The sequence below is a fragment of the Fibrella forsythiae genome (assembly GCF_017353175.1).
Lineage (GTDB): Bacteria > Bacteroidota > Bacteroidia > Cytophagales > Spirosomataceae > Fibrella > Fibrella forsythiae.
The window spans coordinates 78975-105096 of sequence record NZ_JAFMYW010000002.1 but is presented as its reverse complement, the minus strand read 5'-3'; the positions used below and the strand labels follow the sequence as shown (position 1 = coordinate 105096).

The following is a 26122-nucleotide window of genomic DNA, read 5'->3' as shown; positions in this document are numbered from 1 at the left end:
AGGGAGAATGGGGGAAGGGAGGAAAGGGAGAATGGAGGAAAGGGAGGAAAGGGAGGAGGGAATTGCTTACGCTAGCTTTTGCCTCCCCCTCCTCCCCCTCCTCCCTTTACTCCCTTTCCTCCCTTTCCTCCCCATCTTTTCATTCCGTTCGTAAACTCTTCACCGGATTGGCCATGGCGGCTTTAACTGCCTGGAATACAACCGACATTAAGGCGATCGTTACCGCCAGCAGACCTGCCAGCGCGATGTACCACCACTGAATAGCCGTGTGATAGGCGAAGTAATTCAGCATTTTCCCGCCCAGCCACCAGCCAATCGGTGAGGCGATCAGGATGGCTAGGGCAACCAATTTCAGGAAGTCAGACGAGAGTAGGGTCGTGATGCTCAGGATCGATGCACCCAGCACTTTCCGAACGCCAATCTCCTTGGTGCGCCGTTTGGCCACGAGCGAAATGAGTCCGAAAATACCGGCGCAGGCAATCAGAATAGCCACGAGCGTAACAAAGCCAATCATACGCCAGATGTTATCAATCGCCTGGTAGTTTTTGGCCAGTTCGTCGCTGATGTAGACATACGACAGACTCCGACGAGCCGGGATTTTTTTAAACGCTGTTTCCAGCTCGCGGATCAGAGCGGGGGCTTTGGCCTGATCGGTCAGACGAACCGTCAGGAACCGGCTTAGGTTTTGGCGGCCGGGGTACCACTGCACCAGCGGCTCTACCTTGTCTTTCAGGCTGAGGTAGTGGTAATCTTTCGTGACGCCGATGACGGTATACACCTGTGTATTATTCTGCTGCCGGAGCCGCTTGCCCACTGCCGTTTTCCAACCAAACGCCCGCATTGCCGATTCATTGATGACTACGGCGTTGGTGGCCGAATCAGCGGGTGTGGCATCGGAGAAGTTGCGACCTTCGATCAGGGGAATCCGGTAGGTTTCGGTGTAGCCAACCGCACCCGACACGTGGCGGATATGCACTTTTCGGACTTCTTCACCTTCGGGGTAATAGCTGTTGAAATCGTTCCGATACCCAACCGGCGTTACCTCCGAACTGGTGAACGAAACGACGTTTGGATTCTGACTCAGCTTATCCAGAATGAGTCGCCCCTGCGACAGAGCAGCGGCCTCGTTGCGGTAGGCCAGATCCGTCTTGAACACGATCAGATTGGCCGTATCGTAACCAAGATCAGCCTGTTTCATGTACTGAATCTGCTCGCGCATGCCGATGGTGCCGAGCATAAAAATGATCGCCAGCGTAAACTGAAGCACAATCAGGCCATTCTGCCGCAAGCGCCCTTTCTGCGGACTGGCCGAGATCTTCCCCTTCACGGAGTCGGTCACATTCAGCCCCATCAGATACAGGGCCGGGTACGTCCCGGCTACGAGCGCTACGGCCAGCGCCACGCCCAGCACCGTCAGGATGGTTGGATAATCGTCGGCCAGCGTGATGTCGAGTTGCATCCGTCCATCGCGCATCTGGTTGAAGCCGGGAATCAGGTAATAATTGGCAAACAGCCACGACAACACCAGCGATATCAGCACAACCAGCCCCGACTCAACCCAGAACTGGTTCAGCACCAGTTGGCGGGTAGCTCCCACCACCTGCCGAACGGCTACCTCTTTGGCGCGGGGCAACGCCGACGCGGTATTCAGGTTGACCATATTGATACCGATGATGAGCAGCAGAAAGGCCGCAATGATCAGCGCCCCGTTGATCAGGCCCGAAAAAGACGGATTTTCAACGTGAATAAAGTCTTTATAGGCACCAAGTGCCAGGCGTTGGTTCTGGGCATCGGCGCTGAAATGACGCTTGACCAGTTGCGGTAGTTTGGCCTCCAACCGGGCTTTGTCGGTGCCGGTTTTCAGAATGATGAATACCGACGCAAACGTATTATACCAGTCGGCCCCGGCCCGAAAGTCCGGGTTATCCATCAGATTGGCAGCGGGCAACAATACTTCGAACTGCTGCGACGAATTCGACGGAATCTTGTCGAGTACACCCGTAACGGTATATGGCGTTTTATCGTCCAGGATAACGGTTTTTCCAACGGGTTCAACGTCGCCAAACAGGTTCTGCGCCACGTTTTCGCTCAGTACGATAGACTGCTTACTGTGCAGCGCCGTAGCCGGATTACCCGATTTGAGCGCGAAAGTGAACACGTCGAAAAAGGTAGAATCGACGTAAGCCGTCCGGTGCTGAACGCTCTTATCGCCATACTGGATCCAGGGTTGATTCCAGCCCTGGATATGCGTCCCAGTCTCAATTTCGGGGTAATCGCGCAGGAGTTGATCCAGCATGGGATACACCGTCTGGTTATATGTCTGCCCGTCGGCGTTGGTTGTCTGGATGTAATAGAGCCGGTCCAGCTTGGTGTGGAACTGGTCCCAGGTCAGGCATTTCTGGGCAAAGAGTACCAGCACCACCACACAGGCCAGGCCCACCGACAGGCCCAGCACGTTGATACCCGACAGCAGCCGATTCTGCCACAAATTCCGAAGCGCGATTTTAATGTAGTTCGTTAGCATGGGATTGGGGGAGAAGAAGGGGAGAATGGAGGAAAGGGAAGAGGGGGAAGGAAGGAAATTGCTGACGTTAGCTTTTGCCTGTCCCTTTCCTCCTCCTTTTACTCGCTTCTCAATGAGTTTACCGGATTCATCAGGGCAGCTTTGATGCTTTGGAAACTGACCGTCAGCAGGGCAATAGCGATGGCCGACAGACCAACAATAACAAATACCCAAGGGCTAATGTCGATACGGTGCGAATAGTTGGCCAACCAGGTTTGCATACCAAACCACGCCAGCGGCACAGCAATGAGCAGGGCGATCAGCACCAGCTTTACGAAATCGCGGGAGAGCAGCAGGACGATGCCGGGAATGGTGGCGCCCATCACTTTCCGAATGCCAATTTCCTTCGTTCGCTGCTCGATCATCAGCAGGGCTATGGCAAACAAACCGATGCACGACAGCAAGATGGCCACGCCCGACGCCAGGCTCAACACCTGCGACAACTGGGCTTCGTTCTCGTACCACTCGTCCACATTTTTATCCAAAAACGACCCCATGAATTCCGCTTGTGGGGCTACCTCTGTCCACACTTTTTTCAGCCTTTCCATTGACCCCGCCAGGCTTTGCGGGGCCATCCTGACAAAGACGTAGCGGATCGTCTCGGTATTCGATATATGCATGGTGATCGGGTTCGCCTTGTCGGACAGGGAGTAGAGCCGGAAATCGGGCACAACGCCGATGATCTGCGCTTTGGTGCCTGTTGTATCGCCATCATCGCCCAACAACGTACCTACGGGGTTGGCTACGCCCATCATCTTCGCCATGCTCTGCGTAATAATGACCCGATTCGTGGAATCGCTGGCATAGGCCCGGTCGAAATCTCGGCCGGCAATTGGTTTGATTTTCAGGGTTTTCAGGTAATCGAAATCAACCAGCAGCAGGTCGCTCGTGATGTCCCGGCCCTTGAACGTATAGCCAACTGTACTTCTGGAACTAACCCGGTCTTTACCTTTGCCCAGGTTGACGTCTGTTCCCGTAATGGCCAGCACCGTCGGGTCATTCGCCAGTTTATTTCGCAAGCGCTGCAATACCTGACGGCCGTTTACCTGCGTTCCCACCGGAATGCTGATCACCTGCTCTTTATCGAAACCGAGTGGTCCCTGCCGCAGGTAGCCAACCTGCTGAAACGCAATGACGGTACAGCAAACCAGCAGACAGGATAAGGCAAACTGGGTTACAATAAGCGCATTGCGCAGCACGCCCGGTCGCTTCGTCGATACGCTTCCTTTCAGTACCTCGATCGTGTTGAATTTCGCCATTTGCCAGGCCGGATACCCACCCGCAATCAGCGTAACAAGCAACACAACGAACAGCACAAGGCCGATGAAGCCCGGCTGCAACAGGTAATCGACTTTCAGTTTAGCGCCAAACTGGGCGTTGAAAGCCGGCATCAGCAGATACATCAGCATGGCCCCGAAGAGGAAGCCAATGACGCAGATGAGGCCCGACTCGCTCCAGATCTGAACGAACAGGCTACTCTTCAGCGCTCCCAGCGATTTCCGCACGCCCACCTCACGTGCCCGGGTAAACGACCGGGCAATGCTCAGGTTAATGAAATTGATTGAGGCAATCGCCAGAATGAAGAACGCCATGCCCAGCAGCACATAAATGATGGCAACGGGCGTTCCCCGGCTATCGCTCATCTCCCGGTTGAAATGCACGTTGGCGAGTTTCTGCAACCGAAGGGCAAACACATCGCCACGCGCATCAGGCCGTGCCTTTTTCTCCTTCAGCCCATCAATCTGACTGTGAAAATATTTCCGGGTAAACGGCTTCAACCGGCTTTCAAACGCCATCTGATCGACCTGCGCCGGGAGCTTGATAAAGACGGAATGGGAGTTATCCGTCCAGTTGTCTTTACCCTGCTGGTACATCGACGAGTTCTCGATCCGCACCAGCGCGTCGAAGTGAATCGACGAGTTGTCAGGTACGTCCTTCATCACACCCACCACAACGTAGTCTTTCTGACTGCCAATGCTACCGATTTTGAGGCGTTTCCCAACCGCGTCGGCTGTTCCGAATAAGTCCGTCGCCATGTTTTCGCTGATGACCACGTTGCTCAGCTCGCGCAGGGCTGTTTCCCGATTGCCAGCCAGCAGTGGAAACGAGAAGATATTCAGAAAATCAGGATCGGTGAAGTTGATCAGCTTATCAAAATACTTCCCGTTTACCTCAACCAGGCTCATCCGACCGGCTACGATGCGAGCAGCCTGTACATCGGGGAAATCGGCTTTGAGCGCCGTGGTCAGTGGCAACGGCATCGACCCGCTCCTGGTTGGATTCTCGGGATCATTGGCAAACAGGTACGTCTGGAATATCCGGTCACCATCTTCATGAAAGGAATCATAGGTCAGGTGCAGATAGGCCGTCAGCAGCAGAAAGACGGTGATGCAAAAAGCCACGCCAAGACCCAGCACGTTGATGGCGGCGTAACCCCGGCTACGCCAGAGCGTCCGGAAGGCAATTTTGAGATAGTTCTTAAGCATAATTTTGAGGAGTAAAGGAGGAAGGGGAGAACGGAGAAAAGGGATGCAGAGGAAACAAAAGCTAGCGGTAGCAGTACCCTTTCCTCCGTTCTCCCCTTCCTCCTTTACTCCCCTTATTCCGTTCGTAACGCTTTTACCGGATTCATCAACGCCGCTTTGATGGCCTGGAAGCTGACAGTCAGTAAGGCAATTGCTACCGACAACGTACCTGCGAGCGCGAACACCCACCACGCTACGTCGACCTTATAGACAAAGTCGTTCAACCAGGTGTTCATGGCCCACCAGGCCAGCGGCGAGGCAATGACAATAGCGATCAGTACCAGCTTGATGAAGTCACGGGAAAGCAAGGAAACGATACTGTATACACTGGCACCCAGCACTTTACGAACGCCAATCTCTTTCGTGCGCTGCGCCGTAGTGTAGGCCGACAGACCAAAAAGACCCAGACAACCCAGGAAAATAGAGAGAAAGGCAAAGACGCTGAACACCCGCCCCGTCCGCATTTCGCTGGCATACAGGTTGTCGAACTGCTCGTCCATAAACTGATACTCGAACGGCTGGTCGGGCAGCAGCGATTTCCAGGTACGTTCCAAAGAGGTTAGGCTATTGGCCATATCGCCGCCACCCAGCTTCACCAGCAACACGTTGCCACCACCTTCAGGAAACAGGACCATCGGCCCGATCTGCTGTTTCAGCGACGAGAAATGAAAATCGCCTACAACGGCCTTTACCTTCCCGGCCCGACCATTTACGTTCATTGCCTTGCCAATAGCCTGTTGCGGTGTCCAGCCCAACTCCTTCGCGCCCGATTCATTGAGCAGGAACCGGTAGCGATCCAGACTGTCGACACTGGCCTGAGCGGTGCGCTCTACATCGGCGATTGTTAGGTCTTCACCCGCTACGATGCGCAGGCCAGTGGCTTTCACAAATTCCTCATCGATGGGAAGACCCGTCACCATTTTCTGCTGTTTCTCGGTCATATCGGGCCGCCCCATACTGTAACCGCCACCCACAAACACCGGCGACTCGTAGGCCATCGATACCTGCTGCACGTCGCCGCTGCGCTTGAATTCGCTTTTCAGCGTCCGTAGTTTGTCGGCTACCTGCTGATTGGCGGGCAGCATAACCACTCGGTCGCGGTTGTAGCCAAGCTTTTTATGCTGAATGAAATCGAGCTGATTCCGAACCACCAGCGTGCTCACAATCAGGAAAGCGGTGATGGCGAACTGGCCCACGATCAACCCCCGTCGAAGGCTGCCACCGCCCGCCATCATCCGCCCCTGAAGCGCCCGCATCGGCTGGAAACGGGCCAGTATCCAGGCCGGATACCCGCCCGCCACCAGGGCCACCAGCAGACCAATCACCAATACGCCCGCCATCCAGGCCGGTGTAAGCCAATCGGCGGCGGTGAAATGCCGGTCAGACAATTGGTTGAACAGCGGTAACAGGAGCCACGCCAATGCAATACCCAACAGCAAGGCCGCGCCCGTCACGAGTACCGACTCACCCATGAACTGCCCGAAGAGTTGACTCCGTTCGGCACCCAGCACCTTCCGCACGCCCACTTCCTGCGCCCGTTCTACTGCCCGCGCCGTAGCCAGATTGATGTAGTTGACGCAGGCAATGAGCAGGATCAGCACCGAAATGATACCGAAAATATACACATAGGTCAGGTCGCCGTTTGGTTCAAACATACCTTCAACCGACGATCGGAGATGAACCTGCCGGATGGGCTCGAGTTTGTAGGTCAGGTAATCGCCCCCCGTCATACCCGTTTCGCCCGACTGCGATTTCATGAATGCCGGAATCTTCGCCTGCAACGCGGCAATGGCCTCGGGCGAGCGCAGCAGCAGGTACGTGCCGTAATTAGCCGACCACCACTCTTCCGTTTTCGACGCCCGCAACGTGGTGAAGGACGCAATCAAATCGTACTTGATCTGCGAATTAGCCGGGCTGTTGGCTACCACGCCTGTCACGGTCAGGTACTTGTCGGCAGGGCCACCCGTTTTCACTTGCAGCACCTTACCGATCGGATTGGCCGTGCCGAAATATTTGGCCGCCGTCGCTTCTGACAACACCACGAGGTTAGGCCCCGCCAGCGCCGTTTGCGGATTTCCTTTCACCAACGGAAACGAGAACATAGCAAACAGCGCCGAATCAGCGTATAGCAGGCGCTTTTCGTTGAATACTTGATCGCCTAGCCGGATTACACCCTGCCCGTTGATGAGCCGCACGCCGGCTTCGATTTCCGAGAACCGACGACCCAGTTCAGGTGCCACTTTGGTACCTGTTTGGGCCGCCGTGCCTACCTTTCCCTGGCTGCTATATTCCATCGTCACGCGCACGAGCCGGTCGGCGTTGGCGTGAAAGGCATCGTAGCTCAGTTCGTTGCGCAGATACGTAAACAGCAGCAGGCAGGAAGCCAGCCCAATAGCCAGCCCCAGCACATTGATGAGCGTATTGACCCGATTCCGAGCCAGATTCCGAAGGGCGATTTTGATGTAGTTGCGTAGCATAGTTTTGAGGAGGGAAGAGAAAAGGGAGGAGGGATAGCTAGAAGCGGGCATTGATGATGCCCGCTTCTCCTTTTACTCCGCTCTTAACGATTTCACTGGGTTCATCAACGCGGCTTTAATGCTTTGGTAGCTTACCGTGAGTAGTGTGATTGCAAGCGCCCCCGCACCTGAAGCCACGAAAATCCACCACGATATGTCGGTATGGTAGTCGTATTTGAGAAGCCAACGGCTAAGCGAGTAATGAGCAATAGGCGTGGCAATGGCAAACGCGACGAACACCAGCAACAGGAAATCTTTTGAAAGCAACCCCCATAGATTTAGCACGGTAGCACCAAGCACCTTGCGAACACCAATTTCTTTCGTGCGCTGTTCGGCTACAAACGAAGCTAGGCCAAACAGCCCCAGGCAGGAAATGAAAATGGCCAGCATCGCGAAGACCGTAGCCAGCTTGCCAATGCGTTCTTCGTCGCCAAACTTTTGGTTGTATTCCTGATCGACAAAGCGGTAATTAAACGGGGCCGAAGGCGCGTACTTCCTGAAAACAGCCTCAATTTTAGGTAAGGCTACCGACGGACTGGCCGAAGGAGCAATGCGGATCGTAAACAGATTGGCCCACGTATAATCAAGCATAAACACTGTGCGCATAGCCGGGTTATAGGGCGAATCCATCACCATATCGTTGATCACGCCAATCACTTTATATGGCTTGCCATCGGCTTTAACAACAGTGCCAACAGGGTCTTTCAGGCCCATAAACGTAGCGGCGGCCGCGTTGAGCACCATACCCAACGTGTCGGTGGCGAACTGCCGCGAAAAATCACGACCGGCTTTAAACTGCCAGCCCACCGTCTTTCCAAAGTCGTGCGAAACGGCTATGGTCCCGAAATTCCCCTGCACACTGGCGTCTTTCCCCGGCCATTCGTAGCCATTATTGATCACCCATACGCCGGTAGTCGGGCTCGACGATTGCGAAGCCTCCGCTACGGTCCCCGTTGCCAGCAATTCGGCCCGAACGGCCTCGTAGTGCCCCGCCAGTTCGCCCGTGGTGGTAGGTACGGTTATGAGGCCATTCTGGTTGTAGCCGAGTGGCCTGTTTTTAGCGTATTGAATTTGCCGAAACACGATCAGGGTGCCGATGATGAGCGTGACTGATACCGTGAACTGAACCACTACCAGCACCTTGCGCGGTAGGGCGGCAAACCGCCCCACCCGAAATGTACCCTTTAACACCTTGATCGGCTGAAACGACGACAGATAAAACGCCGGATAACTCCCCGCAACACCGCCTGTTAACAGACTGAACCCAAGGCCACACAGCCAGAACAAAGGCGATGCCCAGAGAATGCTCAGCTGTTTATCAGCAATCTGGTTGAAGGCGGGCAACATCAGTTGCACCAGCAGTACCGAGAGCACAAAGGCAATGGCAACCACCAACAGCGACTCACTGAAGAACTGGTTGATCAACTGCCCGCGCATGGAGCCCACCGCCTTACGAATGCCTACCTCGCGCGCCCGTTTTTCAGACCGTGCCGTACTCAGGTTCATAAAATTGATGCAGGCCAGCAGCAGCACAAACACACTGATAATGCCAAACAACCAAACGTAGTCGATCCGTCCGCCCGTGTTAACACCGTTTTTCCAACCGCTGTATAAATGCCATTTACGCATAGGGTGCAGAAAAACGGCGGGCTTGAATACCGCTTCTTCTTTGTGCACGTTTCGTAGCTTAACATCTCTAATTTTGGCCGATAGCTGCTCCATATCCACATTATCGGCAACTTGAGCGTAGGCCACATACATGTTGGCCCGCCACGGATTAGTTATTTTTTCAGGCCAGTTTTCGTCGTTGAAATACAGGTCCCAGGGCGCAATGAAATTCAGCTCCTTGAAGCTGGAATTGAACGGCAGATCGGTGTATACGCCCGTCACCTTCACATCGAACTTATTGTCGATTCTCATTACCTTCCCAATCGGGTCCGTCGCGCCGAAATAAGCCGTAGCCGCCGACTCCGACAGCATGATTGAGTTCGGGTCGGTAAGGCCCGAGCGGGTTCCTTTCTTCATGGTCAGCGTAAGCAGTTCCGACGCCTGCGGTTCCATATAGGCCCCATTTTTCGAGAACTTGTTGTCACCAGCCGATAGAATATGCCCATTGATCCAGGTGCCCATAACAACGTACCTAAAATCAGAGCCGTACGATTTTCGAAGCTCAGCACCTATCGGAAACGGGAGGGCGCCCTGCGTGCCTACCTCGCCATTGAAGGTTTGATGCTGCATCACCTGCGCAATGCGATCGTAGTTGGCAAACCCTTTGTTGAACGACAGTTCGTCCCACATCCATAGACCAATCAGCATGGCCACAGCCATACCAACCGCCAGCCCGCCGATGTTGATGAACGAGTAGACCTTGTTATTGACGATATTCCGCCAGGCAATTTTAAAATAGTTCTTGAGCATTGTTGTAGCACCGGAGCTCCAGCTCCGGTAGTTAGAAATATTCAACAACTACCGAAGCTGGAGCTTCGGCGCTACAGCTACTCCGATCGTAAACTCTTTACCGGGTCCATCAACGCGGCTTTTACACTTTGAAAACTCACCGTCAGCAGGGCCACGGCAACCGCTAACGTACCGGCGAGGGCGAAGACCCACCACTGAATATCGATCTTGTAGGCGAAGTCGGCCAGCCAATTGTTCATGGCCCACCAGGCAATGGGGCTGGCGAAGGCAATGGCAACCAGCACGGGTTTTAACACATCTTTCGAGAGTAGCCCAACCACGCTGGCGACGGTGGCGCCCAGCACTTTCCGCACGCCAATCTCCTTGCGGCGTTGCTCGGCGGTGAACATTGCTAGGCCAAACAGACCCAGACAGGCCACGAAGATGGTTAGCCCGGAAAACAGACCAAGAACGCGCCCCGTTTTTTGTTCGGCCAGGTACGTTTGCATCAGGCTCTCGTCCAGAAACGTGTAGCTGAACGGCACTTCAGGTTTGAACGCGTTCCATTGATTAGTCAGGCTGGCCAGTAACCCACTCACGTCTTTTGTTTTGGCCTTGATGATGATCGACCCTTCGCCTTTTCCGAGCACCATCAGCAACGGCGAAATGCGCTCATGAAACGACTTAAAATGAAAATCTTTCACCACGCCGATGACCCGGTACGTCATGCGGCTACCGTCATTCTCGGCATGCGTGATCGTATGACCCAAGGCATTACCTGCCCAACCATAGGCGCGGGCAGCGGTTTCGTTCAGGATCACACCCATCGAATCGGTTGGGAACTGCGGTGAGAAATTGCGACCAGCTACCATCTCCATGCCCATCGTCGGAATGTACCGGCTGTCGATATCATAGCGAAGGGTGGTGATCAATTGCGACGAGTTATTATCTGCGTATGAAATAAAATTATTGTTATTGGTTGGTCCAGCCGGTAAATAACCCGACACGCTCACATTGGCCACCCGCGAATCCTGCTCCACTTGCTGGCGGAAAACCGCTTCGTTTTTACCCAGCCGCCACGCGTCGCGCAGCACCAGCACCTGGTCTTTATCGTAGCCTAGTTTAGTGTTTTGAATGAAGTTGAGTTGCTGGTAAACTACCGTGGTGCCCACCATGAGCAGCGTAGCGATGAAGAATTGCAAGACAACCAGCCCGGACCGAACACCAATCCCCGACTTGCCCGACCAGCTAAGCGACGTACCTCCCTTCAAGACTGCGATGGGCTTGAACGACGACAGGAAAAACGCTGGATAACTACCCGCCAACAGCCCTACCAACGTACCCAGCAGTAGAATAGCCGGTACCAGCCAGGGCATTTTCAGCAGGTCCAGGCTCAGTTTTTTCCCGGTCAACCCATCGAAGAAGGGCAGGGCTGCGGCTACCAGGCCAAATGCCAACACCAGCGCAATGGCCGTCAACAGCAGTGATTCGGTCAGGAACTGACCCGTCAGGCTGGAACGGAGTGAACCCAATACTTTCCGAACACCAACCTCTTTTCCACGTTTCGACGCTCCGGCTGTGGATAAGTTCATAAAGTTGATGCAGGCGATCAGCAGCATAAACACGGCAATGGCACCGAAGATGTAGACATACTGACTATTTCCCCCCGGTTCCAGATCCTGCGTTGAATCTGAGTGAAGGTGTATGCTGGTTAGAGGGTTTAGGAATAGACCAATCTGATTGCCTTTTTGCAGGAATTCACTGAAACTCATGCTGAACGCTTTCTGTAACTGTGGGCCCATGTAGGTTGCCACCACCTTCGGTAGTTTCGCTTCCAGCTGCGTGTAGTCGTATCCCTTCGGCAACACCAGGTACGTATGGTATTCCGAGGTCATCATCGACGTGGAATTGGCATCGGGAACGCCAACCAGCGACGCAAAAAAGTCGCCGTGAAAATGCGAGTTCGTAGGCACGTCCTGCATTACACCCATCACAGTAAAAGTCGCGTTCCAGCTTTTCACCGTCAGCACCTTCCCGATTGGGTTTTCAGTACCGAAATATTTTTCCGCCGCCGACTGTGAGATAATCAGGGTGTTTGGCTCCGCCAGTGCCGTCTTGGCATTACCGGCAATGAGCGGTAGCGTAAAGACCTGGAAGAAATTCGGGTCGACATAGGCAAAGCGTTCGTTCGGAAATGATTTTTCGCCGTAGCTGATGAGCGACGGCCAGGCCGCACGCAAGCGAGTGGCAGCTTCCACTTCGGGGTAGTTTGCCTTCAGAATCTGCGCTACAGGCGGCATCACGTGTGCCTCGCGAATTTTCTGCCCATTGATCGACGCCCGGAACACTACCCGAACCATGCGGTCGGCCTTCTCATTGTAACGGTCGTAACTCAGTTCATCGAGAATAAACAGGCCAATGAGCAGACACGTACTCAACCCGATGGCCAGCCCAACGATGTTGATCGCCGAGAAGGCTTTATTACGGATCAGGTTCCGCCAGGCGATTTTAAGATGGTTCTGGAACATAGGATGCAGGCGCGTGCCATTAATTCACTAAGGCTTATCCAAATCCGATACCGCAATTTTAAACATTTGATAATCAGTTAATTAAAATCGATATTCTTTTTACACCTGTCCGCATTCGGACGTTTTGATTTATAAACGGACAGCAGCGCAGGTGCTGCGTCAGGCTGATTTATGGGTCAACCGGCAGGGCAGTTCTTGGGTACGTGGCAGCAAGGCGGAATTAATAATCCTTAAAAAGTGGTCGGTCATTAGAACGGTAGCGGCTCGTCGTTACTCACTGACTTATCCCGTTCAACACTTTACTTCTCTTGTCACGCATGATCGCACAACTCACCAAATTATCAGGCGTTTGCAGCCTGCTCTTCTTTATCGGATGTCAGTCGAATACGACCAACAAAGCGGCCTCTACCGCTAAACACGACAGCTTCGTTATTTTTTCTCCCGAGGTAAAAGACTCCTTTTCCATCCAGACGCAACTCCCTGTCGACTACAAAGACAACACGACCAAACGATATCCGGTCGTTGTTCTGCTGGATGCCAACTTTCATTTTCCGATGCTGGCGGCTAGTGTGCGGCAGTATGAAAAGGCGGGACTGTTACCGCCGCTTATTCTGGTAGGCGTTGGCTACAGATCACTCAACGACATGGATTCGCTTCGCACCAGAGATTACCTCTACCCGGCAGCTCTGCCATCGGATGAACTGACGACGACCGGCGGCGGCAAACAGTTCAGGCATTTCATAATCAGTACCTTATTACCAACTATCGATTCAACATTCCGAACCACTAAACAGAATCGGTCGCTGCTTGGTCACTCATTTGGTGGGTATTTTACGTTGTATTCGCTACTGGCTCAGACGACGGCTAGAACGGGAGCATTCAAAAACTTCATCGCAGCCAGCCCTTCTCTGTGGTATCACGATTTCTATTTAAATCAACTACTAGCAAAGCTAGCGTCGCCCGGTCGAATTGATTCGACACGCATTTTTATCTCAGTGGGTGGCGCTGAAGACTCGGTTTGGAGTATCAAACCAGTAAACGACCTGACCAAGAAGTTGAAAGCGAATAACGTACTGGTCGTAAAAGGGGGCGTATACAACCAGCTTGAGCACATGGATACGGGACAGTTAAGTTTTCTGAAAGGGCTTCAGGCATTTTATCGCTGAGTACACGTCGAAATCAGAAGTCACTCAGCCGCTTATCACATAGCCGTTGGCCATACGCCCAGTACGCTGCTATTTCGTGAAGCCTGCACGAAGCGTGGGCGCCATGCTCCCATGAAGAAGGTCCTTGTTTCGTTTGCCACCGCCCTGCAAAACATCCGCACTCGGTTTTTCCATACGGTGCTGTCGATTCTCGGTATTGTCATCGGCGTGGCAGCGCTGGTCGCCATTCTATCGCTGATCGATGGCATGGAACAGTACGCGCAGGAGCAGATTGCAAAAACGACATCGCTAAAAGCGATCATTGTGCAGTCGAACCCCTACAAAACAGTGAACGATGTGCAGGTACGTAAGGCCGATTATGCGCATTTCAACTACGGGTCGTTTCAGAAGATGCGGTCGTCGCTGACCAAACCCGCCACGGCATATCTGTATTGTCGACAGAATGGTGAGCTGACGCTGCAGGCATCAAACCGGAAAACGGGTTCCATTGTCACCGGGTTAAGTTTGCCCCTTCACCGCGATTTAACGCTCATCCATGGTCAGGCATTTACCGAAGCAGATCTGAACGCACTACGCCCGGTAGCCTTTATCAATCAGAAGCTGGCGAAGCAGTTGGTGGGTAAGCAACCCGAAAAAACGGCGATTGGCCAGCAGGTGACCTACAATGGGAAGCAACTAACGATCATTGGTATTTCGGCCGATAAAGACGCCAAAGTAGGGCAACTCCTGATGCCCATTACGCTACTCTCAGACAGCACGCTGAATGCCACGCCGCCCACGTGTGTGGTCGAAGCGGGTAGCGTGGAGGACGTACCTGCGTTAAAGAAGGAACTGGAAGGCTGGCTGAAAGCAAACACGAACGGCCAGGAGACAGATTTCACGATCATCACCAACGAACAGCGCGTCGATCAGGCCGCAAAAGGTTTTCTGCTATTCCGGCTCGTCATGGGCCTGATCGTCGGCATCTCGGTGCTGGTGGGTGGCATCGGTGTCATGAACGTGCTGCTCATTTCGGTCACCGAGCGTACGGTCGAAATTGGCGTTCGGAAAGCGCTGGGAGCCAAACGCCGCGATATTCTCTGGCAGTTCCTTTCCGAATCGATCACCATTTCTACGCTGGGTAGTTTACTGGGCCTAACGCTGGGCATTCTGAGTACGCTGGCGTTCATCCCCATTATCAAAGCCATCACTGATGTCCCCTTCCAGGCCGCCTACACATGGAATACGTTCGGCCTCATCATCGCCATCGCTATGCTGATTGGCATCCTCTTCGGCACATACCCAGCCATGCGCGCCGCCCGCCTCGACCCCGTCGAAGCCATCCGGCGCGAGTGAGAGGGAAAGGAGGAACGGAGGAGGGAGGAAAGCAGGAAGGGGAGTTGACGCGTTGGGATTGTTCTGTTGTCGGAGGGTTCTTATGCGAAGCTGTACCTCAAGCCCACTACCCTACTCCATTCGCAGGCTTTTCAGCGGGTTAGCCATCTCGGCTTCGGGTTCTGGAAACTGACCGTGCGCATAGCAACACCAATGGCGAACGTACCTGAGCGCGCAAACACCCACCCGTCGAGGTCAACTGTATAGGCGAAATCGCGTAACCAACCGGTCATGGCGTTACCCGTTGCTAGTCGGGGCCTGAAAGCGGGCGTATTGCTCACTCCACGTTTTTCAGCGACTCGGCCAGCCGGATTGTGGCGATTTTCCAACTTTGCCAGCCGACCGACATCACCGCAGTGAACAGCACCAGCGCGTTGGCCACCAGAAACGGCCCCGCCTCGATCCGCAACGCACTCGTAAACTGCTCAGTGGCTCGCAGCAACGCCGCAAAACCCGCCACGCAGAACGCATTGGCCAGCCCACTCGCCAGTAACAGCAGCAGCATAAATTCGCGGTTCACCAGCAACAGTACCTGCGCCACCGTAGCTCCCAGCACCTTCCTGACGCTCACCTCCTTCACACGCTGCACGAAATGCTGCGTGGCCAGTCCGTAAAGGCCCATGCAGGCGATGAGCAGGGCCAGCCCCGACAGGTAGCCGAAGCTTACGGCCATCGTTTCCACCGTTGAATTGAAGGAATCGAACACGTCTTTCTGGTAAAAATGCGATAGCGGTATGTGCGGAAATTTGGCTTTCCAGGTACGTTCCAGCGCCGCCACGACACGCGGGCCACTACCCGGCACAAACCGCACGAGCATATACTGATACCGCGCTGCTTCGGCCACCCGAAACAGGGCCGGGCGCATCGCTCCTGACCCCATCAGCTTCACATCGGCGAGCACACCCGCCACCGTTACAAGCTGACTATCAACCCGAATGGCCCGGCCAATGATCGGCTCTTTCAGGCCAAACGTGCGCACAAACGTTTCGTTGATAAGCACCGACTGCTTGTTTTCGGCGGGGCGTTGCGGGCTGAAAAACTGTCCTCTCGCCAGTTCCAGCCCCAGCGTTTGTACGTATTCGGGGCTGACATCGTATCGCATTGCCCACTTCTCGACGCCGCCCAGGGTTAGCTGCTGCGAATTCAGCGACTCGCCGACGTGGAATTCGGCGGCGGCCACCCCCTCAATAGCGGCATTCTGGAGGAGTTCATTTTTCAGGATTGTATACTGCGTGCTATCGGTGAGGCGCAGCACGAGCGAGGGCGAGGGGTCGTAACCCCAGTGGAGTCGCTGCCACTGCCTCCCCGCGTTAGACAGCACCACACCGATGATAACGGCTACGAACGCCAGCGCAAACTGCCCCACGAGCAAGGCCCGCCCCAATTTACGCTTGCTGCTAAACGTCAGCCTCCCGGCAAAGATCACGATGGGCCGAAACGACGACACGTATAGCGCCGGATAGCCCCCCGATGCCAGGGCCGTAAACAGCAGAATACCAACCAAAAACACCCAAATTGACTTATTTTGGTCGAAATTCATTGCAATGTCGAGCACCATAATCCGGTTGAAGAGGGGTACCAGAAACACCTGCGTGATGAGCAGCCCAAACCCCAGGGCGATGGCGCAGAGCAAGAGGTTTTCGGCCATAAACTGCCCAATGAGCTGTCTACGCGTGCCGCCCAGCACCTTCCGCATACCAATTTCCTTCAGCCGCCGCGACACGCTGCCCAGCGCAATATTGACGTAGTTGGCGCAAGACACAGCCATCATTACGAAGGCAATAGCCACAAACACTGCCGACGCATAGGGGTCGTTGGCTTCGGCGGGGCGACGGCGCACCTCGTAGGCGTTGGGCGCGGGGTGGCGCAGGTTGTCGAGCGTAAGCGACCGGATGGGGTTTTCTCGGTTTTTGGCATTGTAACGCGCTACATACCGGCTCATCTGTTTTGTAAGCGCGGCGACGTCGGTGGGTTGGTTCAGTTCTACAAACACGGCCTGGATGTGCGTGCTCCAGTCCTGGTTTTTCAGGGCGGTGTGGCTTGGGTGATAGCCCGTCAGGAAGTTGAAGCGGAAGCCGGTGTTGGTAGGGAACGCCTCGGCCACGCCCTGAATGGTAAATTGTTTGGCCTCGCGTGTACTTGTCACGAGGGTGAAAGGTTGCCCCACCGGCAGTTGGCCGGGAAAGTATTTTTCGGCCATTTCTGCACTGATGATGAGTGCACTGGGATCGCGCAACAGGACCGGAGTACCGTAGCGCAGGGGAAACGTGAAGGCGTCGAAGAAGTTGGTATCGGCGTAGGTAAGCTGCTCATCGACAATGGTCTCTTTATTGAACACCTGCACGCCCTCCCGCTCGACCCGCACGGTCTGTTTCACCTGCGGGCAGTCGGTTTTCAGGGCACTGGCCAGCAGCGCGGGTGCATCGCCGTAGGTACGTAGTTCGCCGTTCTCTTCGGTCGTGTATTCAACCATAAACAGGCGGTCGCCTTTGGCATGGAAATCATCGAGGGTGGAGAAGTTTTTGAGTATGAGGAAGGTTGTAATCGCGCAGGCCACCGCCACCGATAAACCCACCATGTTAATCGTCGAGGTTATTTTGTTGGCAAGTAAGTGCCGCCAGGCTAATAGAGCGTATGTTTTCAGCATCATAAAGTCGACGTACCTACTATAAGTCGTCGGTAGTATGTTATACAAGGTACGTACCAAAACATAAAAAGGTCGCTTCTAATACAGAAATGGCCTTTAGTTTCAGGTAGTTTGTCCAGTTTCGGACAGATGGTTGTCCGGTTTGATGGGCAGAGGCCGGTCTCTATTCAGTTCGTAAACTCTTCACCGGATTTGCCACGGAGGAAAGGGATTGCTTACGCGTCAACTCCGTTCTTCCCTTTCCTCCCCTTACTCCCTTTCCTCCCCTTACTCCGTTCTTAGTGCGTTTACCGGATTCATCAGGGCGGCTTTGATGCTCTGAAAGCTGACAGTGAGCATGGCGATGCCAATGGCTAACGTACCTGAGAGCGCGAACATCCACCAGTCGAGGTCAACTTTATAGGCGAAATCACGCAGCCAGTTGGTCATGGCGTACCAGGCAATGGGGCTGGCAATGACGATCGCAACCAGTACTGGCTTCAGGAAATCTTTCGATAACAACATCACAATGCTGCTTATGCTGGCACCCAGCACTTTGCGCACACCAATTTCTTTGGTGCGTGCTTCGGCCGTGAAGGTGGTGAGCCCAAACAGCCCCAGGCAGGAAACGAAGATCGAGAGGATGGAGAAGTATAGGATAATACGCCCCATGCGTTGTTCGGCCCGATACTGCGCATCCAGTTCCTGATCAACGAAACCGTAACTGATCGGAGTAGCTGGCTCTAGTTTTTTATACAGTGTCGTTATGCCCGCGATCGTCTGTGGTACAGCACCGGGCTTCGTTTTCACCAACAGATTAAAATACGGATTGTCGGGCCGAAACCGGAAGATGAACGGCTCTATCGCTACGCGCAGGGGCCTGAAATGAAAATCCTTCAGCACGCCCACCACAACACCCGACGGTCCCCAGAATTTCAGGCGTTTGCCAATAGCCTGCTCCGGCGTCCAGCCCATGCGTTTAGCGGCGGTTTCGTTCAGCATAAAGGCGCCCATTGTCCCTGAAGTGTCGGACGGAATACGCCATGAGAAATTCCGGCCCGCTGCCAGTTTCATACCCGTAGTAGCCACAAAATCAGGGTCTACATTCATGTTCGTGATCAGAAACTTATCATTTGGCTGCTGCCCTTCCCATTCAATATCGCCCTGATTGTTCATGTCGACCAGCGCGCCGGTTGTTGGCGTTGCGATGCTTACGCCAGGCAATTGCTGAACCGCCTGTTTAAAGGGCATGACCTTGTTGCTCAGTTCCCCTTTCAGGCGGACATACATCAGCTGCGACTGATCAAACCCAAGTTTCTTGTTTTGAACGAAGGCGAGTTGGCGGTAAATGACCACGCTGCCAATAACCAGCCCAACGGCCAGCGCAAACTGCCCCACCACCAGCGACTGCCGGAACACCCGACCCGACTGCACCGACAATGCCTGAGCGGCACCCGTACCTTTCAGTATCTGCGCCGGCCGGAACGACGACAGGTAGAAAGCAGGATATAGTCCTGTCAGCAGGCTAACCACGAGTGTAAGTCCAGCCAGTGCCAGCCAGAAATACGGTTCATCGAAAGGCAGTGCCAGCGTTTTGGCGGCCAGTTCGTTGAACAAGGGTAACAGCGTCTGCACCAGCAGCAGCGACATGGCCACCGCCAGGCAGGTCATCAGTAAGGCCTCGCCCAGAAACTGCATCACCAGCCAGGTACGTTGCGCGCCAATCGTTTTGCGAACACCCACTTCCCGTGCCCGTTGCGATGCTCGCGCCGTAGCCAGGTTGATGAAGTTGACTACGGCTATCAGAAGCAAAATCAGCCCGACCGCCAGAAAAATGCGGATATACAGCATGTCACTCCGCTGCCCCCAATCAGTATCAAAATCGAATTTTGATCTCAGATAACTATCACGCATTGGTTGTAGATAGAGCTTATCTTCAGTTGGTGTATAGCGATTCAGTTGCCCACCAAGCTTTTCCGAAAAACCGGCCAGATTCGACAGTTCGGCGGCTTCAGGCTTCAGTAACACGTAGGTGTGGTAGTTGTTGCTATTCCACTTCTGGCTCCATTTGTCCGTTTTCTCCAGCCATTTGTAAGGTAGCAACACATCAAACTGGATGCTGGAATGCGTTGGTGGCGTCTTGGCTACGCCACCAATGACAAACGGAGTTTCGTTATTGAACACCAGCGGTTGGCCCAAAACACCCTGCTTCGACCAGTTTTCGCCGAAAAGCCGCAACGCCATTGCTTCACTGATCACGACGTCATTCGGGGTTGTCAACGCTTTTTTTGCATTACCCGCCACCAGTGGAAAATCAAATAGCTTAAAGAATGACGTCTCTGTAATCAGCATCGATTCAGCCTCGACCGTTTGGGTGCCTCGACTCAACGTACCCCGCCACCGCCCGATTCGGGTTGCCTCTTCTACTTCCGGAAAATCAGCAGTCAGTGTTGGCGCCAGCGGACCAGGCGTTACGGCCACGTTGTATACGCCGTCGGCCTGTTTTTGGTGCGACACAACCCGATAGATCCGGGCGAGCTTACTATGAAACTTGTCGTAGTGAAGCTCGTCAATAATGTAAAGGCCAATGGCGATGCAACAGGCAAGCCCCAGGGCTAACCCAATGATGTTGGTCCCTGAATAGACCTTGCTCTTCCACAAGTTGCGAAAGGCAATTTTGATGTAGTTCTGAAGCATGATCGTGATGTAGCACCGAACCGGTCTGCCGCTACGGCTTCAGCTTCGGTAGTTAGGCATTATCAACAACTACCGAAGCTGGAGCCGCAGCGGCGGACCATTCCGGTACTGCCGTCACTCTGTTCGCAAACTCTTCACCGGGTTCATCAACGCGGCTTTGATGCTCTGGAAACTCACCGTTACCAGGGCGACCGTCAAGGCTAACGTACCTGACAGCACGAAGCCCCACCATTCAATAGCAGTCTTATAGGCAAAGCCCGCCAGCCATTGAGTCATGGCATACCAGGCCAGTGGCGTGGCAATGACAATGGCAATCAGGACCAGTTTCAGGAAGTCTTTCGAAAGCAATGTGACAATACTGGTTACGCTGGCGCCCAGCACTTTGCGCACACCAATCTCTTTCGTGCGCACATCGGCAGCGTAGGCAGCCAATCCGAACAGGCCAAGGCAGGAGATCAGAATAGCCAGGACCGTTAACGTCAGCAGTATCTGCCCCTGCTTCTGTTCGGCTTTGTACTGTTGCGAGAAATTCTCGTCCAGAAAATGGAAGCTTACTTCGGCGCTGGGATCAAATTTCCGGTATACCGATTTGATGTATGCCAAAGCCTCGGCCGTTTTGGCGGGTTGAATCCTGACATACAGGTTATCTTGTTCCGACGGGGCAGGCATCTGCAATACCAGCGGCTCAATCTTATGCTGGAGCGAATACGTATGAAAATCCTTCACGACGCCCACAACCTGCGCTTCAACGGTTTGGTCTTTCCCCAGAAAATACCAGACACGCTTACCGATCGGCCGCTGCCAGCCCATCTTTTTCACCAGTGATTCGTTTACCAGCACTGCTCCCATCCGGTCACTGACAGCGTCGGTAAAGTGGCGGCCTTTGAGCAATTTGGCCTGTAACGTACCCAGGTAATCGGCATCCACTGAAAAGGTTTGCACCACCTGCGTACTGGTTGGCTTCACACCGTTCTGTTCGAAGAACATGGCGTTGGTACCGATATTATTATTGCCAATCGGGTTGCTGGCAGCGGCAACCTGTTCAATCAGCGGACTTTTGGTCAACTCTGCTTTCAGCGCCCGAATCTGGGTACGTACCGCATCGCCATCCAGGTGAAACGTTAGCACCTGATCTTTGTTGAAGCCCAGGTTCTTGTGCGCCACGAAGTTCATCTGCCGATAAATCACCCACGAGCAACTGATCAGCGCTACGGCCGCTACAAACTGGAAGACAACCAGTGCCTGCTGGAATTGGCCATTGGTTGAGTGGGGCGCCAGCCGCCCTTTCAGCGCCGTCACCGGCCGAAAGCCAGATAAAAGCAGGGCGGGATACAAACCGCTTGCCAGCCCAAGCAACACCGTAAAGGCGATCAGCGCCGCAGCCGTCGTGAGCAGCCCGTATTCACCAATAAACAGAGTTTTACCTGCCAATTCGTTAAACAGTGGCAGGAAAAGATTGGCCAGCAGTATGCCCATGCCACCAGCCAGAAAAGCCATGATCATCGATTCGGTCAGAAATTGGCTGATGAGCTGCCCACGGCGTGATCCAACGGCTTTTCTGACGCCCACCTCCCGCGTACGGGCAATGGCCCGAACAGTGTACAGATTAACGTAATTGATGCCCGCAATCAGCAGAATCAGGAAGGCAACAACGGCGAAGGTGTAGATGGTGCTGAGTGTCCCGTTCGGACTGATTTCATAGTCGAGATGCGACTGCAAGTGAATAGACGTCAGCGGTTGAAGCTCCATCCGGTAGGTCACCTGGCCCATTTCTTTTCTGATGTATTTCTCGAAAAAGCCGGGGAGTTTGGCCTCAAGCGATTTTGGGTCCGTGCTCTTGGTCAACAGCAGGTACGTATACAGCTCGAAGTTCTGCCAGCCATTGGTGTAATTAGCTGGCAGCGACCGAAGCGCGCTGAATTGCAGATGAGAGGTAGCAGGTACGTTGTCAATAACGCCCGTAACCCGGTTGGGAAAGTGATTTGAGAACTCGACCGTTTGTCCAACGGCTTTATCCACGCTGCCAAACAGCTTTTCGGCCAGGCTTTTCGTAATAACGATGCACTGAGGCTGCGCCAACGCCGTTGCCGGATCACCGTACAGAAACGGAAACGAGAACACGTCGAACATCGACTGATCGGCGAACATGATGTCGCCAATGTTCATTTTCTTGTCTTTGTAGGTGATCTGTCCCCCACCCTCGGGCTGAATCCTGACCACGTTTTCAACTTCCGGGTAGTCGTTCTTCAGTGCTGCCGCGTACGGGGCCGAGGTAGGCGCCAACTGGAGGCTACCACCCGGCCAGTTGGCATAATGGACTACGCGCACGATCCGGTCGGCATTGGTATGAAACCGGTCGTAGCTAAGCTCATGGATGATGTACAGGCTCATGAGCCCAACAGCCGCTATGCCGACACCCATGCCGACTATGTTCAGCGCACTAAACCGGCGATGTTTCCACAAGTTTCGGAGCGCGATTTTAATATAGTTCTGTAGCATGGCTGTAGCGCCGAAATTGGAGCTTCGGCAGTTAGGAACTTCTCTTTACTACCGAAGCTGGAGCCGCAGCGGCGGACCATTTCGGCGATACATTAATTCGCAATGTTGATTACGGTGGCATTGGCTTTTCTTACCTCGTTCACATCGTTGGCGTTGACCCGAATAGTAGCGTTGGCATGGGTCATCACATTGGCAGTCTTTGTTAGCAGGCCTTCGGCGTCAACATGTCCATTGGCTACGCTGGCCAGCTCCAAGGTTCTAACCCGACCCTGTAGCTGTACATTGCCGTTACCTCCATTGACGAACGCAAACGACTCGCCACGCAGGCCATGAACAGCTACGTCGCTATTTGACCCGTGCCTGAATCGTTTTAGTTCGGGTGTTCGTATCACGACGTCGATGCTGGATTTACTGACCCAGAACGGCTTGTCGTTCAGGTCTTTGAAAGCTAGCCTGAGCGTACCATTTTTCTCCTCGATCTGCAACAACGGCCGTAAATTTTCATCGATACTGATTGTTATCGACGATTCAGTTGCGCCAGCTTCCACAACAACCCTGGCCGGAAACTGCTCGATCTCGATTCCGTCGAATGGTCGTACGGTTTTCGTCTCCCGAATGAGGCGGCCGTTACCCCGTAGTTCCTTGGAAGCAGCATACTTATCCTGCGCGTAACTGCCGAGCGGCAACAGCATCACCAGGGTGATCAATATCGTTTTCATAATTTTTCCTGAAGTAGGAGCCTGGGGCGGCATATTTGCCCCAACCCCTCTGCTATTCACTTCGTAAACTCTTCACCGGATTCACCAGCGCGGCTTTGATGCTCTGGTAGCTCACCGTCAGTACGGCCACAACGACCGTTGCCAGCAGGGCAATCACAAAAATGGCTGGTCCGAAATTGATGCGGTATTGAAAGGATTCAAGCCACTGGTTCATCACCCACCAGGCGGCCGGGGCAGCCAGCAGGAAAGCGAACGCGATGAGCCGGACAAATTCCTGATTGAACAGCCACAGAATACTGGCCACACTGGCTCCCAGCACTTTACGAACGCCAATCTCTTTCGTGCGTTGCGATACCATAAACAGCACCAGTCCGTATAGACCCATACAGCCAATCAGCAGGGCCACGGCGGCAAAGAAATTGACCAGTCGCCCCATGGTCTGCTCTTCCTGGTACCGTTCTTCGATCTGATCGTCCACAAACTGATGATCAAAATAACTCTCCGGATACACCCGATTATACGCCGTCTCCAGCTGACTGATCACACGCTGGTAATTGCCTGTTTGCAGTTGCAGGTTGGCCCCGTGATAGTTCTTCGCCGACGTGCTGAAAAACGACGGACCGATGGCACTTTTCAAATCACTCTGGTTGAAGTCTTTCAGTACGCCCACAATCGGCATAGAAGGGCTTCCCCCTTTATGAATATACTTACCCAACACCTGCTCTGGTTTGCTAAAACCCAGTTTGCGTACCATCGCTTCATTCACCAGGGCCTCGCGCATCGTGTCGGATGGGTTCAGGTTACGGCCAGCCACCAGTTTCAGACCGAATAGAGGCACGTATTTATCATCAATCCAGGCTTGCTGGGGCCCAAATTTTTCTTCTTCAGCCCGCGTATCGAACCGAATAGTGGTCTGACTCACCCAACCCGACTGAGGCGGGCCACTCATGGAATAGCTGAACCCAGTCACGTCGGGCATAGCCGTTGCCAGATTACGGAACGTGGCCATTTTGCTCAGGTCCTGTTCAGGCGTAGACGGTAGCCTGATCGTTAGCATGGCATTCTGTTTAAAGCCGAGGTCTTTATTCTGTACGTAGTTCAACTGACTCGCTACCACAACCAACCCGATGACGAGCATCTGCGAGATGGCGAACTGCGTTACCACCAGCCCACGGCGTACGGTGAAGCCGCCTGCCTGCCGGGTTGTGATCTTGCCCGCCAGCGCCACGACCGGCCGGAACCCCGCCAGCACCAACGCCGGATACAGGCCTGCCAGCAGAATAACCCCTCCCATCAGCAAGGCCACCCAGCCTAGTACCGACGGAGTGAAATAGAACGTAAACCGAAAGGCGCCGTGCAGGTACGTTTGCGCCAGTGACAGTCCGTAGCTAAAAACCCCAATGGCTACCATCATCGCCAGCAGAACGATCAGTGCCGTTTCGCCCATAAACTGGCCAAGCAATTGGTTACGCGTGCTACCCATTACCTTCCGCACACCCACTTCCCGCGCCCTATTCATGGCCTGCGCCGTGGCCAGGTTCACGAAGTTGATGCACGCCGTGATGACCAGAAACAGCCCAATGACAAACAGGGATAAAATCAGATTTTTGCTAACTCCATAAAAGTCGGTATCAAAGTGTAGCTCACTTAGGGGCGTAAGCGGGTAACGGGTATTTTTGACGTTATTTGGGTTATGCTTTTTCAGAAATGCGGGTAAATCGCGGTTCCAGTTGGCGGGGGTGTACGTATCATTAAGCGTCACGAAGCAGTGCGTGCTACTGTTTGTATTGGTAAAACTCTCATTGAACGGACGGCCGAAAAAGTCTTTGAGCGAGGCACGCGACCCAATCAGTTCATACGGGTAATCGGTATTGTCTGCGTAGTCGGTAAAAACCCCGACCACCCGCGCTGAGGTGCGACCATCCAGTTTCAGTATGCGGCCTAAGGCGTTTGTAGTGCCGAAATACTTGATGGCTGATTTTGCACTAAGCACCAACGTACCTGGCTGGCTTAGATCGGCTGGTCCCCCGGCAACCCAGTTATAATCGAAAATCTGAAAATAAGCTGGCTCTGTGAAGGCACCCTTTGCCTCGGCCTCCTTGAATTTTTTATCCAGAGTAGACGTACCTGCAGTCGTAGCGGCCGGTACAATGACCATAGGGCCCTCCCACTCTTCAATCATAGCCAGGTGCTCAATCTCGGGGTGGTCTGTTTTCAGGGCCTGCCCAAACGTCTCGGGTACACCGGGCGTAACGAAATCACCATCGGGCGTTTTAAACGCTGAGGTAAGCTGATAAATCCGGTCGTACTTTGTGTGATGGGTATCGGTGCGAAAGTGGTAACGTACCAGCGCGAAGAGCAACAGCGCACAACCGATTCCCAGGCCAAGACCCGTTACGTTGATCAGGGCATACAGGCGGTTGCGACGAAGTGTCCGGAAGGCGATGGTGAAGTAAGACTGGAGCATAAAAGATATCGAGCGTCAGGTATAAGTAGCATTCAGCAGCTATGA

The 26122-nt window shown here is 53.9% G+C and carries 13 protein-coding genes; 2 read left to right on the top strand and 11 right to left on the bottom strand.

The annotated features are described in order from the left end of the window. Positions 1 to 139 precede the first annotated feature (139 nt). The 5 genes from J2I46_RS06560 to J2I46_RS06540 all read right to left on the bottom strand — a co-directional run bounded on the left by J2I46_RS06560 (position 140) and on the right by J2I46_RS06540 (position 12529). Positions 140 to 2524, bottom strand: a complete 2385-nt coding sequence (locus J2I46_RS06560; protein ID WP_207328215.1) for an ABC transporter permease — start codon at positions 2522 to 2524, stop codon at positions 140 to 142. A 98-nt stretch (positions 2525 to 2622) separates the two neighbouring features. Further along, complete coding sequence (locus J2I46_RS06555; RefSeq protein ID WP_207328213.1) at positions 2623 to 5049, bottom strand: ABC transporter permease; 2427 nt, start codon at positions 5047 to 5049, stop codon at positions 2623 to 2625. A 113-nt stretch (positions 5050 to 5162) separates the two neighbouring features. Further along, positions 5163 to 7565: an ABC transporter permease gene (locus tag J2I46_RS06550; RefSeq protein ID WP_207328211.1), complete on the bottom strand. Its 2403-nt coding sequence runs from the start codon at positions 7563 to 7565 to the stop codon at positions 5163 to 5165. Between the two features lie 72 nt (positions 7566 to 7637). Beyond that, positions 7638 to 10022 carry an ABC transporter permease gene (locus J2I46_RS06545; protein ID WP_207328209.1) on the bottom strand — a complete coding sequence of 795 codons (2385 nt, stop codon included), beginning with the start codon at positions 10020 to 10022 and terminating at the stop codon, positions 7638 to 7640. Positions 10023 to 10099: 77 nt separating this feature from the next. Next, a complete protein-coding gene (locus J2I46_RS06540; protein ID WP_207328208.1) occupies positions 10100 to 12529 on the bottom strand; it encodes an ABC transporter permease in 2430 nt (809 codons plus the stop codon). Positions 12530 to 12846: 317 nt separating this feature from the next. On the opposite strand from J2I46_RS06540, the gene J2I46_RS06535 reads away from it, so the two are divergent. Together J2I46_RS06535 and J2I46_RS06530 are read left to right on the top strand one after the other, a co-directional pair. Then, entirely contained in the window at positions 12847 to 13695 is an 849-nt protein-coding gene (locus tag J2I46_RS06535; protein ID WP_207328207.1) for an alpha/beta hydrolase, read from the top strand. 111 nt (positions 13696 to 13806) lie between these two features. Further along, on the top strand, positions 13807 to 15030 hold the full coding sequence (locus tag J2I46_RS06530; protein WP_207328205.1) for an ABC transporter permease: 1224 nt from the start codon (positions 13807 to 13809) through the stop codon (positions 15028 to 15030). 131 nt (positions 15031 to 15161) lie between these two features. Here J2I46_RS06530 and J2I46_RS06525 read toward each other — a convergent pair whose 3' ends face one another. The 6 genes from J2I46_RS06525 to J2I46_RS06500 all read right to left on the bottom strand — a co-directional run bounded on the left by J2I46_RS06525 (position 15162) and on the right by J2I46_RS06500 (position 26077). Further along, positions 15162 to 15302 (bottom strand): hypothetical protein, encoded by a 141-nt coding sequence (locus J2I46_RS06525; RefSeq protein ID WP_207328204.1) that lies wholly within the window; start codon positions 15300 to 15302, stop codon positions 15162 to 15164. 44 nt (positions 15303 to 15346) lie between these two features. Continuing rightward, positions 15347 to 17719 carry an ABC transporter permease gene (locus J2I46_RS06520; RefSeq protein ID WP_207328203.1) on the bottom strand — a complete coding sequence of 791 codons (2373 nt, stop codon included), beginning with the start codon at positions 17717 to 17719 and terminating at the stop codon, positions 15347 to 15349. A 264-nt stretch (positions 17720 to 17983) separates the two neighbouring features. Next, positions 17984 to 20392 carry an ABC transporter permease gene (locus J2I46_RS06515; RefSeq protein WP_207328200.1) on the bottom strand — a complete coding sequence of 803 codons (2409 nt, stop codon included), beginning with the start codon at positions 20390 to 20392 and terminating at the stop codon, positions 17984 to 17986. A gap of 114 nt (positions 20393 to 20506) precedes the next feature. Next, positions 20507 to 22891, bottom strand: coding sequence for an ABC transporter permease (locus J2I46_RS06510; RefSeq protein WP_207328196.1), 2385 nt, complete (start codon positions 22889 to 22891; stop codon positions 20507 to 20509). A gap of 92 nt (positions 22892 to 22983) precedes the next feature. Further along, the gene (locus J2I46_RS06505; protein WP_207328194.1) at positions 22984 to 23610 is read right to left on the bottom strand and encodes a GIN domain-containing protein; all 627 of its coding nucleotides are present in this window, start codon (positions 23608 to 23610) and stop codon (positions 22984 to 22986) included. A gap of 52 nt (positions 23611 to 23662) precedes the next feature. Continuing rightward, positions 23663 to 26077 carry an FtsX-like permease family protein gene (locus J2I46_RS06500; protein ID WP_207328192.1) on the bottom strand — a complete coding sequence of 805 codons (2415 nt, stop codon included), beginning with the start codon at positions 26075 to 26077 and terminating at the stop codon, positions 23663 to 23665. Positions 26078 to 26122: the final 45 nt, after the last annotated feature.

Bases quoted from the DNA above. Each gene is read 5' to 3' on its own strand.
- J2I46_RS06510 (WP_207328196.1), bottom strand. From the start codon at position 22,891: ATGCTACAGAACTATATTAAAATCGCGCTCCGAAACTTGTGGAAACAT.
- J2I46_RS06500 (WP_207328192.1), bottom strand. From the start codon at position 26,077: ATGCTCCAGTCTTACTTCACCATCGCCTTCCGGACACTTCGTCGCAAC.
- J2I46_RS06550 (WP_207328211.1), bottom strand. From the start codon at position 7,565: ATGCTACGCAACTACATCAAAATCGCCCTTCGGAATCTGGCTCGGAAT.
- J2I46_RS06545 (WP_207328209.1), bottom strand. From the start codon at position 10,022: ATGCTCAAGAACTATTTTAAAATTGCCTGGCGGAATATCGTCAATAAC.
- J2I46_RS06540 (WP_207328208.1), bottom strand. From the start codon at position 12,529: ATGTTCCAGAACCATCTTAAAATCGCCTGGCGGAACCTGATCCGTAAT.
- J2I46_RS06520 (WP_207328203.1), bottom strand. From the start codon at position 17,719: ATGATGCTGAAAACATACGCTCTATTAGCCTGGCGGCACTTACTTGCC.
- J2I46_RS06530 (WP_207328205.1), top strand. From the start codon at position 13,807: ATGAAGAAGGTCCTTGTTTCGTTTGCCACCGCCCTGCAAAACATCCGC.
- J2I46_RS06555 (WP_207328213.1), bottom strand. From the start codon at position 5,049: ATGCTTAAGAACTATCTCAAAATTGCCTTCCGGACGCTCTGGCGTAGC.
- J2I46_RS06525 (WP_207328204.1), bottom strand. From the start codon at position 15,302: ATGACCGGTTGGTTACGCGATTTCGCCTATACAGTTGACCTCGACGGG.
- J2I46_RS06560 (WP_207328215.1), bottom strand. From the start codon at position 2,524: ATGCTAACGAACTACATTAAAATCGCGCTTCGGAATTTGTGGCAGAAT.
- J2I46_RS06535 (WP_207328207.1), top strand. From the start codon at position 12,847: ATGATCGCACAACTCACCAAATTATCAGGCGTTTGCAGCCTGCTCTTC.
- J2I46_RS06515 (WP_207328200.1), bottom strand. From the start codon at position 20,392: ATGCTTCAGAACTACATCAAAATTGCCTTTCGCAACTTGTGGAAGAGC.
- J2I46_RS06505 (WP_207328194.1), bottom strand. From the start codon at position 23,610: ATGAAAACGATATTGATCACCCTGGTGATGCTGTTGCCGCTCGGCAGT.